The 16,794-nt window shown below is 63.6% G+C and carries 17 protein-coding genes and 1 riboswitch; of the genes, 9 read left to right on the top strand and 8 right to left on the bottom strand.

The annotated features are described in order from the left end of the window. Positions 1 to 36: 36 nt before the first annotated feature. On the top strand, positions 37 to 1,227 hold the full coding sequence (locus MU551_RS17730) for a glutamate--cysteine ligase 2 (protein WP_247046649.1): 1,191 nt from the start codon (positions 37 to 39) through the stop codon (positions 1,225 to 1,227). 103 nt (positions 1,228 to 1,330) lie between these two features. Here MU551_RS17730 and MU551_RS17725 read toward each other — a convergent pair whose 3' ends face one another. The 4 genes from MU551_RS17725 to MU551_RS17710 all read right to left on the bottom strand — a co-directional run bounded on the left by MU551_RS17725 (position 1,331) and on the right by MU551_RS17710 (position 4,022). Continuing rightward, on the bottom strand, positions 1,331 to 1,924 hold the full coding sequence (locus tag MU551_RS17725) for a hypothetical protein (protein ID WP_247046648.1): 594 nt from the start codon (positions 1,922 to 1,924) through the stop codon (positions 1,331 to 1,333). Between the two features lie 161 nt (positions 1,925 to 2,085). Continuing rightward, positions 2,086 to 3,294, bottom strand: coding sequence for an O-succinylhomoserine sulfhydrylase (locus MU551_RS17720; protein WP_247046647.1), 1,209 nt, complete (start codon positions 3,292 to 3,294; stop codon positions 2,086 to 2,088). Next, positions 3,295 to 3,705, bottom strand: coding sequence for a rhodanese-like domain-containing protein (locus MU551_RS17715; protein ID WP_247046646.1), 411 nt, complete (start codon positions 3,703 to 3,705; stop codon positions 3,295 to 3,297). Continuing rightward, on the bottom strand, positions 3,702 to 4,022 hold the full coding sequence (locus MU551_RS17710; protein ID WP_247046645.1) for a DUF1737 domain-containing protein: 321 nt from the start codon (positions 4,020 to 4,022) through the stop codon (positions 3,702 to 3,704). Before MU551_RS17710 ends, MU551_RS17715 begins: the two co-directional genes overlap by 4 nt. 11 nt (positions 4,023 to 4,033) lie before the next feature. After that, a riboswitch (SAM riboswitch) is annotated at positions 4,034 to 4,148 on the bottom strand. Positions 4,149 to 4,431: 283 nt separating this feature from the next. On the opposite strand from MU551_RS17710, the gene MU551_RS17705 reads away from it, so the two are divergent. Then, positions 4,432 to 4,989, top strand: a complete 558-nt coding sequence (locus tag MU551_RS17705; protein WP_247046644.1) for a MarR family winged helix-turn-helix transcriptional regulator — start codon at positions 4,432 to 4,434, stop codon at positions 4,987 to 4,989. Positions 4,990 to 5,013: 24 nt separating this feature from the next. Here MU551_RS17705 and MU551_RS17700 read toward each other — a convergent pair whose 3' ends face one another. Continuing rightward, positions 5,014 to 5,955: an aminodeoxychorismate lyase gene (locus tag MU551_RS17700; RefSeq protein ID WP_247046643.1), complete on the bottom strand. Its 942-nt coding sequence runs from the start codon at positions 5,953 to 5,955 to the stop codon at positions 5,014 to 5,016. A gap of 93 nt (positions 5,956 to 6,048) precedes the next feature. Between MU551_RS17700 and cls the strand changes: the two genes are divergently transcribed. Continuing rightward, positions 6,049 to 7,524 carry a cardiolipin synthase gene (gene cls, locus MU551_RS17695; protein WP_247046642.1) on the top strand — a complete coding sequence of 492 codons (1,476 nt, stop codon included), beginning with the start codon at positions 6,049 to 6,051 and terminating at the stop codon, positions 7,522 to 7,524. 101 nt (positions 7,525 to 7,625) lie between these two features. Here the strand turns inward: cls and MU551_RS17690 are convergent, their stop codons facing one another. After that, a complete protein-coding gene (locus MU551_RS17690) occupies positions 7,626 to 9,770 on the bottom strand; it encodes a chorismate-binding protein (RefSeq protein ID WP_247046641.1) in 2,145 nt (714 codons plus the stop codon). 35 nt (positions 9,771 to 9,805) lie between these two features. Next, complete coding sequence (locus tag MU551_RS17685) at positions 9,806 to 10,324, bottom strand: low molecular weight protein-tyrosine-phosphatase (RefSeq protein WP_247046640.1); 519 nt, start codon at positions 10,322 to 10,324, stop codon at positions 9,806 to 9,808. 132 nt (positions 10,325 to 10,456) lie between these two features. Here MU551_RS17685 and MU551_RS17680 point away from each other — a divergent pair, with 132 nt between their 5' ends. The 3 genes from MU551_RS17680 to MU551_RS17670 all read left to right on the top strand — a co-directional run bounded on the left by MU551_RS17680 (position 10,457) and on the right by MU551_RS17670 (position 12,417). After that, positions 10,457 to 11,416, top strand: coding sequence for a polysaccharide deacetylase family protein (locus tag MU551_RS17680; protein ID WP_247046639.1), 960 nt, complete (start codon positions 10,457 to 10,459; stop codon positions 11,414 to 11,416). Between the two features lie 126 nt (positions 11,417 to 11,542). Next, positions 11,543 to 12,184, top strand: a complete 642-nt coding sequence (locus tag MU551_RS17675; protein ID WP_247046638.1) for a hypothetical protein — start codon at positions 11,543 to 11,545, stop codon at positions 12,182 to 12,184. Then, positions 12,184 to 12,417 (top strand): helix-turn-helix domain-containing protein, encoded by a 234-nt coding sequence (locus tag MU551_RS17670; protein ID WP_247046637.1) that lies wholly within the window; start codon positions 12,184 to 12,186, stop codon positions 12,415 to 12,417. The genes MU551_RS17675 and MU551_RS17670 overlap by 1 nt, the downstream gene beginning before the upstream one ends. A gap of 38 nt (positions 12,418 to 12,455) precedes the next feature. On the opposite strand, the gene MU551_RS17665 is transcribed toward MU551_RS17670, so the two are convergent. Then, on the bottom strand, positions 12,456 to 13,508 hold the full coding sequence (locus MU551_RS17665) for a saccharopine dehydrogenase NADP-binding domain-containing protein (RefSeq protein ID WP_247046636.1): 1,053 nt from the start codon (positions 13,506 to 13,508) through the stop codon (positions 12,456 to 12,458). Positions 13,509 to 13,685: 177 nt separating this feature from the next. Here MU551_RS17665 and MU551_RS17660 point away from each other — a divergent pair, with 177 nt between their 5' ends. Genes MU551_RS17660 through MU551_RS17650 form a run of 3 tightly spaced genes read left to right on the top strand, consistent with a single transcriptional unit; the run spans position 13,686 to position 16,777 of the window. Then, positions 13,686 to 14,636, top strand: coding sequence for an SDR family NAD(P)-dependent oxidoreductase (locus MU551_RS17660; protein ID WP_247046635.1), 951 nt, complete (start codon positions 13,686 to 13,688; stop codon positions 14,634 to 14,636). Position 14,637: 1 nt separating this feature from the next. After that, entirely contained in the window at positions 14,638 to 15,543 is a 906-nt protein-coding gene (locus MU551_RS17655) for an amidohydrolase family protein (protein WP_247046634.1), read from the top strand. A 1-nt stretch (position 15,544) separates the two neighbouring features. Then, complete coding sequence (locus tag MU551_RS17650) at positions 15,545 to 16,777, top strand: acyl-CoA dehydrogenase family protein (RefSeq protein ID WP_247046633.1); 1,233 nt, start codon at positions 15,545 to 15,547, stop codon at positions 16,775 to 16,777. The last annotated feature ends 17 nt before the right edge of the window (positions 16,778 to 16,794 follow it).

Raw genomic sequence — 16,794 nt, 5'->3', positions numbered from 1 at the left:
AGTCATATCGACGGCCGCTGAGCGCACAATGGATCTATGCGGACCTTTGGCGTGGAGGAAGAACTGCTCATAGTGAACCCTGATACGGGGGAGCCGCTGGCCTTGGCCGACGCGCTCCTGGCAGTCAGGACCGCCACTTCCGACGACGGCCCGGAATCTGATGGCGACAGGGGGCTGACTGCTGAGCTCAAGCTGGAGCAGATCGAAATCCAGACGCTGCCGTGCCGGGACTACACGGAGCTCCTCCAGCAGATCCGGGACGGCCGGGCCCTGGCCGACCAGGCTGCACGACAGCATGGTGCGCGTGTGGCTGCGCTGGCCACGTCGCCCCTTGCCTCCACCACCCACATCACACCAGACCCCCGGTATGCAGCCATTAAAGAGCGTTTCGGCCTGACTTTGCACGAGCTGCTCACATGCGGTTTCCACGTCCATACCTTCATCCAGTCCCCTGAGGAGGGTGTGGCCGTGCTGGACAGGATCCGGGACAAGCTGGCCATCCTCGTTGCCCTGAGCGCCAATTCGCCGTTCTGGAACGGAGTGGAGACCGGGTTTGAAAGCTACCGCACCCAAGCCTGGAACCGTTTGCCGACGTCGGGTCCCTCGGCGATTTTCGGTACCCTGCCCGTGTACCGGCGCACGGTTGCAAGGCTCCTGGAAACAGGGGTGCTCCTTGACGAGGGCATGATCTACTTCGATGCCAGGCTGGCGCGGAACCACCCCACCGTGGAGGTCCGTGTGGCGGACGTCTGCCTTCGCGCTGAGGATGCAGCCCTCATCGCTGTGCTGGTCCGCGCTCTGGTGGAAACGGCAAGCCGGGAATGGCGCGATGACGTTGATCCGCTCCCGGTTCCCACTGTCCTCTTGAGGACGGCGTCCTGGCAGGCCAGCAATCGCGGTCTCCGCGGTGAGCTCCTCCATTTCGGCACCTTCACGCCTGCCCCCGCGGCCGACGTCGTGAACGCCCTGGTTGACTACCTCGAACCGGTCCTGCGGGAGCAGGGGGAGCTGGAACAGGTCAGGGCCGGCGTCACCCGGATCCTCTCGCACGGTACCGGCGCTGAGCAGCAGCGGCGGGCCCGGGAAGAAGCAGGAGTGGACGCGGCGTTCGACGGCGGCGGGCTGGCCGCCGTCGTCGCCCACGCGGTGGAGGTCACCATGCACGGAGTTGAGGCAATTCCGACGGCGGCCCAGCCGCCGGTCCTCCAGCGCGTAAGGCGCCTCTGATCCGGCAAGCCGGCTCTTTTCGCCCGACGTGCGTCCGTGCAGGTGGTACTTCACTCGGCATTCTAGCGACTGGCCTCTGCCAGTCTTCCAGTGGGCGAAGCTGTCAGCGCAGCCAGCCTAGTGACGGGTTCTTGATGAGGGCGGACCACTGTTGGCCCAGCCCCCAAGTGTCCCCGGCGCGCGCTGCGGCCAAGGCTATGATGACCGCGGCATACACGACGTGTTCGTCAATGATGGGGTTGTTCTGGAGCGGCAAGGAGGACAGCCACATCAGGCCGAGAAGAACAGTTCCGCCGGCCGCCGCCGTGCGGAGGGCTATGCCCAGAACCAGTGCGGTTCCTGCTCCCAGGAGCCCGAGCATGAAAAGCCAATCCACGATGGGCGCGCCGGCCAGTGCCTGGAACATTCCTGAGAACGAACCCTTCATGCTTCCCAGATAGCCTGCCGTCGGGGAGCCGCCGGCGATCCATGCCTTTCCGGGCGAAGTGGCAAAGCCGAGTCCAAAAGTCTTGTCAAAGAAAGCCCAGAGAAAAACGGACCCAAGTACGATCCTGACGACTGCGAGTGGGCGGGTAGCTACCGGCGCGAGTGGGCGGGCAGCTGCCGGCGGCAGGGGTGCGCCGCTGGCCGCTGGCTCCTGTGAGGCTGGGGCCGATGTGCGTTGCTCTTCGGCTGCAATGTTCTGTCCGGTCTGCATTGGTTCTCCTTTTGTCGAACGATCTGAGTATCGCTGAACACCGAATGCCTTTCCTGCTGACGGTCAGGAACTGCAGCACCCGCGCCGGGAGGCGGCGGGTTCTGATGCTGGGAAACAAACCAACACAAGCGGCGGTCGGTACCGCCACAATATATATGACGTCAGACCTGCTTGAGTGCCTGCTCCAGGTCACCAATGAGGTCATCCACGTCCTCCAGGCCCACGGACAGCCGAACCACGCCGTCAGTCAGCCCGATCGCTGCCCTGCCTTCCGGTCCCATCGCGCGGTGGGTTGTGGTGGCGGGGTGGGTGATGAGGGATTTGGAATCGCCAAGGTTGTTGGAGATGTCGATGATCCCCAGGGCGTCCAGGAGGGCAAAGGCGGCGTCTTTGGCGGTGCGCCCGGCCGAAGGGTTCAGCTCCAGGGTCAGTACTGTTCCGCCGGCCTTCATCTGCTTGGCCGCGAGCTCGTACTGCGGGTGGGACTTCAGGAGCGGGTACTTGACCCAGCTGACACCCGGCTGCTGCTCAAGCCATTCGGCGAGGCGAAGGGCTGAGGCGGAGGAATGGTTGACCCGTAACGCCATCGTTTCGAGGCCCTTGGTCAGCACCCACGCGTTGAAGGAGGACAGCGAAGGGCCGGTGTGCCGCATGAGCTGCTTCACGGGGCCGTCGATGAATTCCTTGGTCCCCATAATTGCGCCGCCCAGTACTCTGCCCTGGCCGTCAATGTGCTTGGTGCCGGAGTAAACAATGACGTCGGCACCGAGGTCTCCGCAGCGCTGCAGCAGGGGAGTGGCAAAAACGTTGTCGACGACGACGGTTGCGCCGGCGGCGTGCGCCAGTTCGCTGACAGCCGCGATGTCCACGATCTCCTGCATGGGATTGGACGGTGATTCAAAGAAGACGGCGGTGGTAGGAACGGACAACGCCTCGCTCCACTGCTCCAGGTCCGGGCCGTCGACGAAGACCGTCTCGACGCCCCAGCGGGGGAGGATCTCGTTGAGGATCACAAAGCAGGAACCGAACAGAGAGCGGGCAGCCACCACCCTGTCGCCGGCAGCCAGCAGCGCACCGAGTGCCGTGAAAACAGCGGACATGCCGGACGCCGTCGCAAAGCACGCCTCGGTGCCTTCCAAAAGCCGCAGGCGTTCCTGGAAGGTGGCCACGGACGGGTTCCCATAGCGGGAGTAGACGAATCGTTCGTCTTCGCCGGTGAACGCGCGCTCGGCAGCGGCCGCGGATTCATAGACGAAACCGGAGTTCAGGAAAACCGGCTCAGCTGTCTCCTGGAAGTTGGTACGGTCGAGTCCGCCGCGAACAGCCTGGGTGTCAGGGCTCCAGCCGGCGGCGTCAGGGTTGAAGGTCACTTAGTTCTTTCCAAGGTTGGTGGGAAGGCCGCGGTTCTTCCAGCCGTTGACGGTGCGCTCGCCGTAACGGTCGGGCTCGCCTTCAAACCCCTCCAGGACGTTGTACGAGGTGTAGCCGGCTTGAGTTGCGGCGATGGCTGCGGAGATGGAGCGCTGGCCCGAGCGGCACAGGAAGACGAGCTCGACGTCGGCATCCTCAGGCGCTTGCTGCCTGAGTTGGTCGATGAACTCCGGGTTCGGTTTTCCGCCGGGGAAGGACCAGGAAATGAACAGAGGATCGTTCTCCGTCGCTTTGGTCTCCGGAATGCCGATGTGGGCCCATTCGCCCTCAGTCCGGACGTCCACCAGGATGGCGCCGGCTTCGAGTTTGGCCCAGGCATCCGTAGGCGTCAGATCTCCTGCGTAGCTCATGCGTGCCCCTCAAATGCGCCTTCGGCGTCGTCAGCGGTGTCATCGGCCTCAAGCCGGTCAACAGCGGTGGCAACTGCGGCGTCGGCACTGGCAATGGCCGTGGGGAGCACGAGTGCCTGCGCCACGATGACGTTGATGCCGTTGTAGGTGGCTGCCGGGCTTCCGTGCAGCACGTAGCCTTCGCCCAGCGCAGTCGAGATCCGCTCGCAGAAACTCCGGTCATCCGGTCCGGTAATCAGGCGGTAGGCCAGTTTCTCTTCCGAAGCGGCCGCTTCGGCGCTGGGGGCCGGAATGGTTTGGGCAGGTGCGTCTGACACGAGGTCTCCTTCTCTCACGCTTGCAGCTCGATGTGGTCGAATGCCGAGTATTCACCTGAGGCACCCCGCCGCGAAAGGGAGGGTTGCCGACCGGCAAGTCAGGGCTTGGCACCGGTTCTCATTACTCCTCAAAAAAGTAACACTTACGACGGCGGCCTGCACCGCCGCCGTCGTCATGTTCCGTAACGGGTGGTCATGTCCGCCGGTGTCACCTTGAATCGCAAGAATTTTCCGCCTATAGGCAAGGGCTGGCCCGGCGCCGGCCACAAAGAGTTGGTAAGCATACTTGCCATAAGGATAGTAAGCATGCTTATGGTAGAGCGTTGGATGTTATGCGCTGAAGTTATGTCCTGACGGTAACCCCAGGGCATTGGCGGCAAGGATCGCAACCAGGAGGAGGGCTGGACGGATGATTCGGAATCAGGACGCCAACACCTGGAGCACGCATCAGTTGCTGTCCATGGCTGCACGGCTCGTTGAACGACGACAGGACCGGGCTTTGGCAGCATTAGGGCTTACCCACGCGGCAGTCATAGCACTCCAGTGCATCGAGGGTGGTCCCCTGAATCAGGAAAGGCTGGCAGCCCAAATCAAGGTCCAGAGCCAAAGCCTGGGCAAAGTGCTGGCTCGGCTTGAAGCCGGCGGTCTGGTGACGCGCTCCCGCAGCCCGGTGGATCGGCGCAGCATAGACGTGGCCATCACCGAAGCAGGGCAGAGGGCGCTCGAAGCCGCACGGCAGGCCGAACGTGATGCCCTCCCGCCAGGCATTTCCCGTCGCCGCTCACTGCACGATGAGCTGGCCCGGGTCATCGATTTTTTTCCGGATCGGCCGGGCCCGATTCCGGAAATACGGACCGGACCGCAGGCGCTGGTGGAAGTGCGCCCCGAGTCCCTTCCGGAGGCTCAACAAGAACAGGTTTCCGAGGAGTCCACGGAGCAGGACGAGCCGCCACGAGGACCCTTCTGACATCGGACCCGGCCCTGGTGAAACCTATTCGGTCCCCGCGAAAAGCTCGCTGAGTTCAACCGTGAGCTGTTTGCGGAGTGCAGGGGTTCCGATTTCCTTCCCGTCAATATGGTTCACCGGCGCCAGGAGGCGGATGCTGGAAATGAGCCAGACGGCGTCGGCATCCAGCAGGTCCTGTGGTTCCAGCGGGCCATAGCCGAGCTCCCAGCCCGCGGCCTTGGCGGCAGTGAAAAGAGCGCCCTGGGAAGTCCCGGGCAGGATCCCGCTGTCCAGTTGGGGGGTGATAAGCCGCTTGACCGTGCGACTGATGCCGCCGCCGTCGACCGTTTGAACATGGGCGAGCAGCACCGTTGAGGTGGGACCCTCCAGGACCCGGCCGTCGGCGGACGTAAAGATGACGTCGTCAGCGCCCTGCTTGTGGGCGTACCGCAGGGCCGCCATGTTGACCGCATAGGACAGTGTCTTGGCTCCGAGGAGCAGCCATGGGGCGCGCTCGCCAGCTTCACTGTCATAGCCACGATCCAGCAGGATGACGTCAACACCCGTTTCACGCTGACGTCGGCCGGTGGGAGGCACCGGTGAAGCCTGTACCCAGCAGGTGGGGCCGGATGAGCCTTCGACGCCGCGGGTCACCAGGAGCTTCAGTACGGCTTCGTCTTCGGCCGGGTCCACGGCAGGATGCGCCGTGCGGTACTCCGCCAACGCGGTGGTGATGGCCAGCCGCCATGCCTCTTGGGCGGGGATGTGAAGGTCCAAGAGCCGGGCTGAACCCTCCAACCGGTCCAGGTGCGCCTGCAGCTTCCGTGGATGTCCCGCTACAGCCAGGAGGGATTCGAAGACTCCGTCCCCGCGGGTGGCTCCCTGGTCCGTGGCCATTATTTGCGGCTGTGAGGCGTCGGCAATCCGGCCGTTGGGGAACTCGGGATCAAGGAACACCAGCACCGTGGCGGGAGTAGCAGCAGTCATGCCTCCAGCTTAGTGCGGGCTGCTGCGGGATAGGCTGTGGGCATTGCCCGCTCCGGAACAGGTCCGGCGGGCTGTGAACTATGGGGGTTCATTTTGCTCTGGCCGTTTCCGTTGGCTGGCACGCTGCCACCTTGGCTCATATTGTTCCTGAGCCTTCTCGACTTGGTGATCCGTGTCTTGGCCGTTGGAATCATTCCCGGAAACCGGCGCCCCACCACCGCGATGGCCTGGCTGCTGGGCATCTTCTTTGTTCCGGTGCTGGGACTGGTGCTCTTCCTGCTGTTCGGCAACTTCAGGCTTTCCCGCCGGCGCAGGGCACAGCAGGAAGCCGTGAACAAGCGGATTCAGGCAGGCACATCGCAACTTGCCACCCTCGCGAGCAGGTACTCCGGTCCGGAGTGGGTGGGTTCCGCCGCGGAGCTCAACCGCAGACTTGGCTCGCTGCCCATGGTGGACGGCAACAGTGTGGAGCTGCTGCCCGGGTATCCGGATTCGATCAAGGCAATGGCTGCAGCCGTGCGCAAAGCCAAGGTCTTCGTCAATGCCGAGTTCTACATCATGAGCGCAGACCACGTCACCGAAGACCTCTTCGAGGCCATGGTGGAAGCAGCTGAGCGCGGTGTTGAGGTCCGTGTACTGTTCGACCACCTCGGCACGTTGCGTATCAAGGGCTACCGGAAGCTCATCAGAAGGCTCAACAACAGCAAGATCCAGTGGCGCCCCATGCTGCCGCTGCGTCCCGTCCATGGACAGTGGCGCCGGCCGGATCTTCGCAACCACCGCAAAATCATGGTGATCGACGGCGAAGTGGCTTTCACGGGCTCCCAGAACCTGATCGAGCCTTCCTACAACAATCCCCGGCACCGCAAAGTCGGCCGTGAATGGGTAGAGCTGATGACGTGCCTGCGCGGCCCGATTGTCACCACCCTGAACGTGGTGTTCGCCACCGATTGGCTGAGTGAGACAGACGATTCCCTGGAGGATCAGCTGGCGCACCCGCCCGAACTGTCGCCCGGCACCATTACCGCCCAGGTGGTCCCCAGCGGCCCCGGATTCAGCACCGAAAACAACCTGCGGCTCTTCAACACCCTCATCTATTCCGCCCAGCACCGGATCTCCATCTGCAGCCCGTATTTCGTCCCCGACGACTCCCTGCTCTACGCGGTGACAACGGCGGCGCAGCGGGGGGTCGCCGTCGAACTCTTCGTTTCCGAAAAAGGCGACCAGCTCCTGGTGCACCACGCCCAAAGGTCCTACTACCAGGCGCTGCTGGAAGCCGGCGTGCGCATCTACCTGTACAAAGCGCCGTTTGTGCTGCACGCCAAGCACTTCACCATCGACGACGAAGTGGCCGTCCTCGGTTCCAGCAACATGGACATGCGGTCATTTTCGCTGAACCTGGAGGTGTCCGTGATGCTCCTGGGAAAGGACATTGTCACCCGGATGCGGGCCGTGGAGGACACCTACCGGGACATCTCGCACGAACTCATCCTCGACGACTGGATGCAGCGGCCCATGCTGGTCAAGTATGTGGACAATGTGGCGCGGCTGACGGCGACCCTGCAGTAGCGGCAAGACCGGCCCCTGCCCGCACAACCGGCCCCGCCCCGGGCCGGTCAAGCGGGTGGCGGCCGGTCTTGGTGAGGTGCCGCCCCGCTCGCGCACAGGGCTCAGTCGGGGAACTCGGCGCCGAGCGCCGACAGCACCCCGTAGGCCTTGGTCCGGATCTCCTCGTACTCCTCCTGCGGCGAGGAATCGGCCGTGATGGCACCGCCGACGCCGAGGCTCAGCCCAGTGCGGCCGTCGCCGTCGGATGTGACCACCAGCGTCCGGATAGCGACTGCGAGATCCGTGGCGCCATTGAGGGAAAAGTAGCCGATGGCACCCGAGTACACGCCGCGGGGCGCTTCTTCCAGCCGGTCCAGGATGGCCATGGTGCTGATTTTCGGGGCGCCAGTCATGGAACCGGCCGGGAAGCACGCAGCAACAGCCTCGGCCCGCGAGGCTCCTGGCAGGAGTTGTGCGTCAATGGTGCTCACGAGTTGGTGGACCGTGGCGTAGCTTTCCACCACGCACAAGCGGCTCACGGTAACGCTGCCGGGCTCGGCAAAATGGCTGAGGTCGTTCCGCAACAGGTCCACAATCATGATGTTCTCGGCGCGGTCCTTCGGCGAGGATTCCAAGTCAGAGCGAAGAGCCGCGTCCTGCTCGGGATTCACGGAGCGGCCTCTTGTGCCCTTGATGGGTTCGGCCCGCATACTGCCGGCTGAAGTGATCCTGAGGAAGCGCTCCGGTGAGGTGCTGGCCACCGCGAGGCTGCCGAAACGCAGGAGGCTCCCGAAAGGGGCAGGATTCCTGTGCCGGAGCTGCATGTAACTTTGCCACGGTTCCACTCCGGTGCCCTGGGCGTGGAGCGCTGTGGTCAGGCAGATTTCGTAGGAGTTGCCTTCCGCAATCTCGTGCTGGGCCACCCCGATCTTGTGTTTGTAGTCCAGCTCAGTGTCCCGGGCTGTGAATTCCGGGGCACCTGCACGCGGTTCTGCGGAATGTCCGACGGCGTTGCCACCTGTGTCGGCATCGTCACCTGCAGCGGTGCCCGTCGCGGTGTCCGAGGCAGCTGCCACGGCTTGGGCGGCTTTGGTTATCCAGCCGGCGGCGTCGGACGCTTCAAGGGCGAACAGCCAGACGGAACCCTCCCGATGGTCCAGGACCACAGCACGCCCCGCGAAGAGCAGGGCGGAATCCGGGGTGGGGGATGTGACGTCACTTCCGCCGGTCTCGCGCTTCAGCTCGTAGCCCAGATAGCCCAGCCAGCCGAGAGTGAATTCACCACCGTAGCCCTCGGGCGAGGGGGCCATGCTGCTTGCCCAGGCCGCGTCCAGCCAGCGGAAGAAGGGGCCTTCGATCCTCACCGTAGCGCAGCCTGTGCGCACGGTGGTGATCCCGTTGTGGTGCGTGGCCAACTGGCCGTGGCTGCCGCCGTCGTCGGCCAGAATACTGAACCGCCTGCGCTCCGCTGCCGGGGAAACGTCCGCTGCCTGGGAGACGCCGGCCGCAGGCGAGACGCCCGGAACGTCGGCGGAAGAACCTGCATCCCTCGCGAGCTCCGGACCGTCCGAAGAATCCAGCCATACGGCATTGGCCGAAGCTCCATACAGCGTTTCATAGAGGGCAGCGGCGTCGGGCTCTGCCGCAATTCGTTCGGCCCGAAGCTTCAGGCCGCGGCGGGCGGAGAGCTCGGGCGAGAGTACGCCGGAGCATGAGGGCAGGAACTGAAGGGCGCGCAGAACATCCCCGGGAGCGTTGCCGTCCGCCCGGTTGAGCACCCGCACGTCAATGTTCTCCCGCACCGCATCCGCGGCCAGCCACTCCACCTCCTGCGCGGCCCAGAGATCCCAGTAAGGCTCATAAGTGCTTCCATCGCGGGACAAGGCGCGTGCGCGGCGCTCGTCGTCGGGGGCTTCCGCCCAGACCACAGCGTCCAACAGGGGCCGGGCGGCGTCCGAGGCCGCTCCCACACCTTCGACGATCACGATTTCAGCGGGAAGCGTGACCCTGACGTCGCCGTCGTAATGCTTTTCCCAATCCCACGTCACCCATTCGGCGGCCTGCCCGCTCCGCAGGGGAGCCAGCACGGTGGTGATGTAGCGTTCCACTCCTGCCGCGAGCCCGTTCCAGCCTGGATAGATATCCTCAAGGTGGAAGAGGGAGACCTTGTGGTGGGCGCGCAAACGCGCAGCCAGTTCGATAGCGATGGTTGTTTTGCCTGCTCCGGACCGCCCGTCGATGGCGATGATCACAGGTGCGGGGCTCATGGAATAGAGCGTACCTGCTGCTCCGGAGGGTCCTGTTACTTCTGCAGCCTGAGCTGTGCCCTGACATGCTCAACAATTCCGGGAACAGAGGCCTCTATGAGTCGCCAGGTCTCTTCGAAATCGGACTGCCCTCCGTACCAGGGATCGTCGATGCCGTGGTCCAGGTTGTCGCCGTCGGCCACCACCGGATCGAAGGAGCGCAGCATCCGGATGCGGGCGCGGGATTCCTCGTCGGGTGCCTCTTCCAGGAGCCAGCCGTAGTGGTCCACGTCCAAGGCAAGGATGAGGTGACGCTCAGCGAACCATTCCGGTTGCCATTTCCTTGCGCGATGTCCGCTTGAGTCTATCGAGCGGGCTGTAAGAATCCGTGCAGCGCGGGGATCAACGGGACGGCCTGCTTCATAGGCCGTGGTGCCGGCGGAATCCACCACAACGACGTCGCCGAGACCGGCTGCTGCAAACGCGTCTGCGAGCATTCGTTCGGCCATGGGGGAACGGCAGATGTTGCCGGTGCAGACCGCGATGATCCGGTATGGGTTCGACGACGGGGACATGCAGCTAAGCATGATCCGGGGATGTCGCTTCGTCAACGGCACTGGCGGGTCTTGGATGGCGTGGATCCAAGCCAAGTCATGGCATGATGAGTGCGGTTCAATCTTGGGGGATATGTTGCATAAGGACCGCCGGTGATCGGCAATCCAGGGCGTCGTGCGCTACTTTTGTCGGCAGCGGCCGCCTTGCTGGTCTCCGGGTGCAGGCCAGACGCGGGTCCGGGCCCATTGCTTTCCGGCCGGCAGACCGCGGCCCAGCCCACCCCTGAAGCGCCAACCAGTGCTCCCGCTTCTCCCGCTTCCGCCACAGTGACGCCTCCAGTGACGCCTCAGCTGACTCCACCTGCCACGCCTCCAGTGACTCCCGCGCCGGCGGTAACAACACCCTCGCATGAGCAGATCGCAGCCAGATTCGCCGGCCATGTACCGTCCTATTGGGGCCTCGAGGCACCTAAGGTCCTGCGGGTCCTGACGGAGCCTGCGGCAGGAATTGCGTTGACCCTGGACTTTTGCGGTGGTCCTCTAGGAAACAGAGTGGACTACGCTGCCTTGGACATGTTGCAGCGGCTGCAGGTCCCCGCGACGCTGTTCATGAACGCGCGGTGGATCCACGCCAATCGTTCCCTGGCAGGGGACCTGGCCGCGGTACCCTTCTTTGAATTAGCCAACCATGGCAGCCAGCATTTGCCGCTGAGTGTGGCCGGGCACTCCGCGTACGGGATACCCGGAACGCAAAGTAGCCTGCAGGTCTATGACGAGATCATGACCAACGACAAGCTCTTGACGGAAATTACCGGTGAACGCCCGCGTTTCTTCCGCCCCGGAACCGCCTACCTGGACGAGGTTGCGGCCGAAATTTGCCATGCGCTGGGCACCATCCCTGCCGGATTCAGTATCAACGCCGACGGCGGGGCGACGTACCCGAAGGAACTGGTCGCGCAGGTAACAGCCAAGGCCAAGCCTGGGGACATCATCATCTCTCATGGAAATCAGCCCGGGTCCGGAACAGCCGCCGGACTGGCGATGGCAATCCCGGTGCTTTTGGATCAGGCCCGCGCCTTCACCACTTTGAGCGCGGGCGTGCCTTCCTCGTAGCCAACCGGTTGGCCCCATGGGGGAACGGCAGATCGGCGCGGGGTTGCCCTTGACTTTGGACACGGAGGGAAATAGTTTATCGATATTCGTTGTTATCGAATATCGATAGTCAATTTTGGGGGAATCATGAAACAGATATTGGGCACCGGCCGCCGAGGGTCAGATGACAAGAAAGTCGTATCCAGGGCGGAGGCGGTTCTGATCGTTTTAGCCTCTGCAGCCGCAGCCGTGGTCACCACCGTTCTGGCCGTATCCGAGATCGTCCGCCTTTTCGCCGGGCCGGTGACTCTGACGCTTCCGCTGGCCACTACGCACCAAACTCCCACGGGGCTGCGGCTCGGAGCGCAGGCACACTTCACCTCCGTTGAAGCAGTAATCCCTGCAGTGCCCTCATACGAAGCCGCACTTTTGGCCTGGGCGGGGGCGCTGAACCAGATGGGCATCCTGGCAGTCTTAGCCCTGATTTTTCTGCTCGGGCTCAGGCTCCACAGCGGCAACCTGTTTACCGCGGGCTCTGTATGGATCCTGGGTTCCTGCGGTTTTGTACTCACCCTGGCCGGAACCATCGGGCAGCTCCTCGACTCCGCTGCCCGCAACCGCCTGGCAGAGCTGATCGGGGCAAACCAGCGCACTGCCGACGAAGCCGTCCCCATTTTCACGGCCCACTTCGATACGGGGCCGACGATGGCTGGCATTGTCCTCATCCTCCTGGCTGCAGTCTTCCAGATCGGCCGCAGGCTGCAGAAAGATACCGAAGGGCTCATCTGATGCCGGCAGAAGACGCGACAGCCATCCACTGCCGGCTCGATGAGCTGCTGGAGGCCCGCGGGATGACCCTGACCGAGTTGAGTAAGCGGGTGGGAGTGAGCATCGTCAACCTGTCTGTCCTGAAGAACGACAGGGCGAAAGCAATAAGGTTCTCCACTCTGGCAGCAATTTGTGAAGTGCTGGACTGTCAGGTCGGGGATCTCTTTTTCTTCGATCCGCCCATGGCCCCATAGGCAGGGAGTCACACCACGGCCAGCAGTGGGCCTCCCCTCTAGACGGAAGGAGAGTGTTGGTCCGACTTGGTGTTGAGTGAGAACTCTTCAAACGGGAGCGCCGCGAGGAACTCTTCAGCGGGGAAGGCAGACGCAGGGGAGACCACGCCGGATGGTGCTTCGCCGGCAAGGATCCTTGCAGCGGCCTCCACCACAATTGGTGCCGAGCTGGCGTAGATATCCTGGCCCTGGACGCGGGCTGTCCGGCGGACGCCGTCGCGCACCGCAACCGCTTCCATGGTAAAACGCTGGGCGGACCGTCCGGCGGTATCGGTGGCGATCGGTGGCGGCGTATGAGGGTCCCGCAACTCGGAAAGTGCGCTCAGGTTCAGATAACTGCTGATGCGTGTTGCGGGCAGGTGCCGGGAAATGCAGATGGTTTCCGCGAGCCCGAGTTCGCCCAGTTCGCAGGTGCCGAACGGGGCGGGGAAGGTCCAGCTGAACGGTCGGCCGGCCTGCGAATGAGCTGGGGCAATCGGGACAAGCTTGCCCCCGGCCACCTTGAACCGCGGCCCGGTGTTGCGTTCCCCTGTGCGACGCGTCCCTGATGTGGGATGCCAGTGGTCAAGGGCGGTGAACACTGAGATCTCCTCTATCTGGTCCATCTCAGCCCAATCACCTGCCGCCGCAGTGGCAAGCAGATCGCCGAGAGCACCGAAAAAGCCAGCGGCCGGCATAACCGTGCTGGCGAATGGACCATCTTGGAATTCCGCGGCCAAGTCCAGTACAGGTTGCTGCTCGGCGCTCAGGTCCAGATAATGAACGCCCGCCCGCACCGCGGCGGCAGCCAAGGGGACAGCAGTATCCGCGAAGGGACCGGCGCAATTAATGACCAGGTCCACTGCTGCGAGCAAATCCTGGGCATCGGCAACCCCTGCAGTCCTGATGCTGAGATCGGGATAATCTCCACGCACTGACTGGAGCCGCTCCGGGCTTCGCCCTGCTAGCACCGGCCGGGAACCCCTGCGGACGAGCTCATCGATGACGAATCGGGCTGTATGGCCATAGGCGCCGTACACCAGCACGGTCGCGGACTCCGGAAAGATGCTCATACGGCATTCTGCACGACGGAATCAAGAACATCCAGAACCGATGTCACTGCGCGCGGCATGTCTTAATCGTTGACTTTTTCAACAATGTATATTTTCATGGATATAGCAAGCATCACGTGCCGGATGGCCGGGTGCATAGGTCCGCGGCATCACAATGCCAGCAGCAAAGGAGCAGCCATGAGCCTGTCAGGCAAAGTAGCAATCGTCACCGGGGGCGCCAGGGGCCTTGGGCTGGCCTATGCGAGGGAGCTTGCGCGCCAGGGTGCTGCCGTCGTCGTCAACGATGTTGACGCCGCCGCTGCGGAAGAGGCTGTGGCATTGATCCAGTCCGACGGCGGCAGGGCAGTAACAGCTGTCGCTCCCGTAGGCAGCACGGAAGCCGCAAAACTGCTCGTGAATACTGCAGTTACCGAATTCGGCCGCCTGGACATCCTGGTGACCAACGCCGGCATCCTGCGGGACAAGAGCCTGCTGAAGATGACCGACGAGGACTTTGATCTTGTGATCAATGTCCACCTGCGAGGCACCTTCACCTGTGCCCGCGAAGCATTCGCCTACTTCAAGGAAAACGGGGTGGCAGGCCGCATTATCACCATCGGCTCACCCACCGGCCAGCGCGGCAACTTCGGCCAGACCAACTATGCGGCAGCCAAAGCCGGAATCGTGGGGATGGTCCGCACCTGGGCACTTGAAATGAAGAAGGCAGGGGTTACCGTCAACACCGTAGTCCCCGTGGCCGCTACCGCCATGACCAAGACCATTCCGTATTTCCAGAAGGCTGTTGAGGCCGACGAGCGGGGCGAAGCGATGCCGGACTTCTTCCGGCAGGAGCTCGGTTTTGGAACGGCCGACGACGTCTCCGGGCTGATTGCCTTCCTCGCCTCGGACGCGGCTTCCGGCATCACCGGCCAGGTGATCGGTGCCGGCGGTGACCGCCTACAGCTGTGGACGCACCCGGAAGCGGCTGTCACCCACTACTGTGACGGCGGCTGGAGCTACCAGGAGCTCGTGGAAAACTTCACCCCGCTGTTCGGAGGAAAGCTGCAGAGTGTGGGCGAGGAATTCCTCCCACTGCCGGAGGAGCTTCAGCCTGCCCGCCAGGAACCAGTACCGGCACAGGCGCGCTGACATGTCCGCGTCCTCCGCTATTCAGCCCTACGAGCTGGGCGTTGATGCCTCGAAGCTCGCTGCGATCGACATGCACGTACACCTCGAAGTGGACGGGCACGGGCACGGTTCGCTCCCCGCAGCGCTGACTGAAGCCTCAGCAAAATACTTCAAAGCCGAGGACCGGACGCCGTCGGTAGACCGGATTGCCGATGTGTACCGCGAGCTGAACATGGCCGCCGTCGTGTTCACCGTGGATGCCAGGACCCAGCTCAAGCATGAGCCCAACAGCATTCCGGAGCTCATCGCCGGTGCCGCCCGGAACAATGACGTCCTGATTCCCTTCGGCAGCGTGGACCCGCGCACCGGCACGGAAGCGATTCAAGGTGCCAAGCACCAGGCGGTGGACCTGGGCGCCCGCGGTTTCAAGTTCCACCCCAGCCTGCAGGGCTTCGATCCGTCCAGTGAACAGTTTTACCCGCTATGGGAAACGCTCCAGGAACTGGGGCTTCCTGCCATTTTCCATACAGGGCAGAACGGCATGGGCGCCGGACTCCCCGGTGGCTACGGCATCAAGCTGGCCTACTCCAACCCGCTGCTGCTCGACGCCGTCGCTGCTGACTTCCCCGAGCTGCAGATCATCATGGCCCACCCGTCGGTGCCGTGGCAGGACGAGGCCAACTCGATCGCCACGCACAAGGCCAACGTGTTCATTGACCTTTCCGGCTGGTCCCCGAAGTATTTTCCGGAATCCCTGGTGAAGGCCGCCAATTCGATGCTGCAGGACAAGGTGCTGTTCGGCACGGACTTCCCCCTCATCACGCCGCAGAAGTGGCTCGGCGCCTTCGCCGACCTGCCGCTCAAGGACGAGGTGCGGCCGAAGATCCTCAAGGAGAACGCCGTCCGGCTCCTCGGGCTGGGCCATTGAGATGACACTCGCTGAGATGACGGTGACGGCTGACTCTCCAGTTCAGGAGCGGCTGTACGGGGTGTGCGACTACTACGACGCCGAGTCCCTCCTCACTGAAGCCGAGCGCCGGGTACTCGGCAGGCTTCGGTCCTTCCTCGATGAAACGGCAAGCCCGCTGCTTGCGGATTATTGGGAGCGCGGCGAGTTTCCCGAGCAACTGGCCCGGCCCCTCATCGACCTGGACCTCATGGAGCCCGCCGAACTTACCGCCGACGGCCCCGCCCGGGGAATTTTCCATGGTTTCCGGATCTTCGAGCTTGCCCGGACCGACGCCTCACTGGCCACCTTTTACACTGCGCAGGCCGGGCTGTTCCGGACCGCTATCCGGATGGGCGCCTCCGCCGGGCAACAGGTCGAATGGATGCCACGGGTCGTTGACTTCACGCTTAAGGGTGCCTTCTCGCTCACCGAGCCAGGTTCCGGCTCCGACATTGCCGGCGGACTGTCGACGACGGCACGGCGTGAATCGGGTGCCCGCGGAGACAGCTGGGTTCTGGACGGCGCCAAGCGCTGGATCGGCGGCGCGGCCACTGCCGACGTCCTGGCCGTGTTCGCTCGGGACGTCGCGGACGGCCAGGTGAAGGCTTTCCTCGTGGACCGGGATGCCCCCGGGGTGACGCTTGAAAAGATCCACGGCAAGACGTCGTTGAGGATGATGCAGAACGCACACATAACCCTCGAGGGCGTACGCGTTCCGGAGTCCAGACGCCTTCAGAACGTCAATTCCTTCCGCGATGTCGCCGCCATGCTCCGGGCGATGCGTTCGGATGTCGCGTGGATCGCCACCGGCATCCAGGCAGGGGCTTTTGAAGCTGCGCTGCGTTATGTCAAGGAGCGCGAGCAGTTCGGCCGGCCGCTGGGGTCCTTCCAACTGGTCCAGGAAAAGCTGGCGCGCATGCTGGGAAACCTCACCTCGTCCCTCTCGCTGGTGGTCCGGTTGACGGGGCAACAGGCCCACGGGATCTACCGTGACCCGGATTCCGCCTTGGCGAAGATGCAGACAAGCTTGCTGATGCGCGAAACAGTGGCATTGGCGCGTGAAGTTGTGGGCGGGAACGGCATCACGCTCGAACACGACGTCGCCCGGTTCCACGCCGACGCCGAGGCGGTCTACTCCTACGAGGGAACCCACGAGATCAACTCGCTTATCGTTGGGCGCGCCCTCACCGGCGAAAGCGCCTTCGCACGCTGACCCGGCTTATTCAGATC

The sequence above is a fragment of the Arthrobacter rhizosphaerae genome, from assembly GCF_023062595.1.
Lineage (GTDB): Bacteria > Actinomycetota > Actinomycetes > Actinomycetales > Micrococcaceae > Arthrobacter > Arthrobacter rhizosphaerae.
Note: the sequence above shows the minus strand (reverse complement) of the source record. Positions and strands in the feature narration are given on the sequence as shown.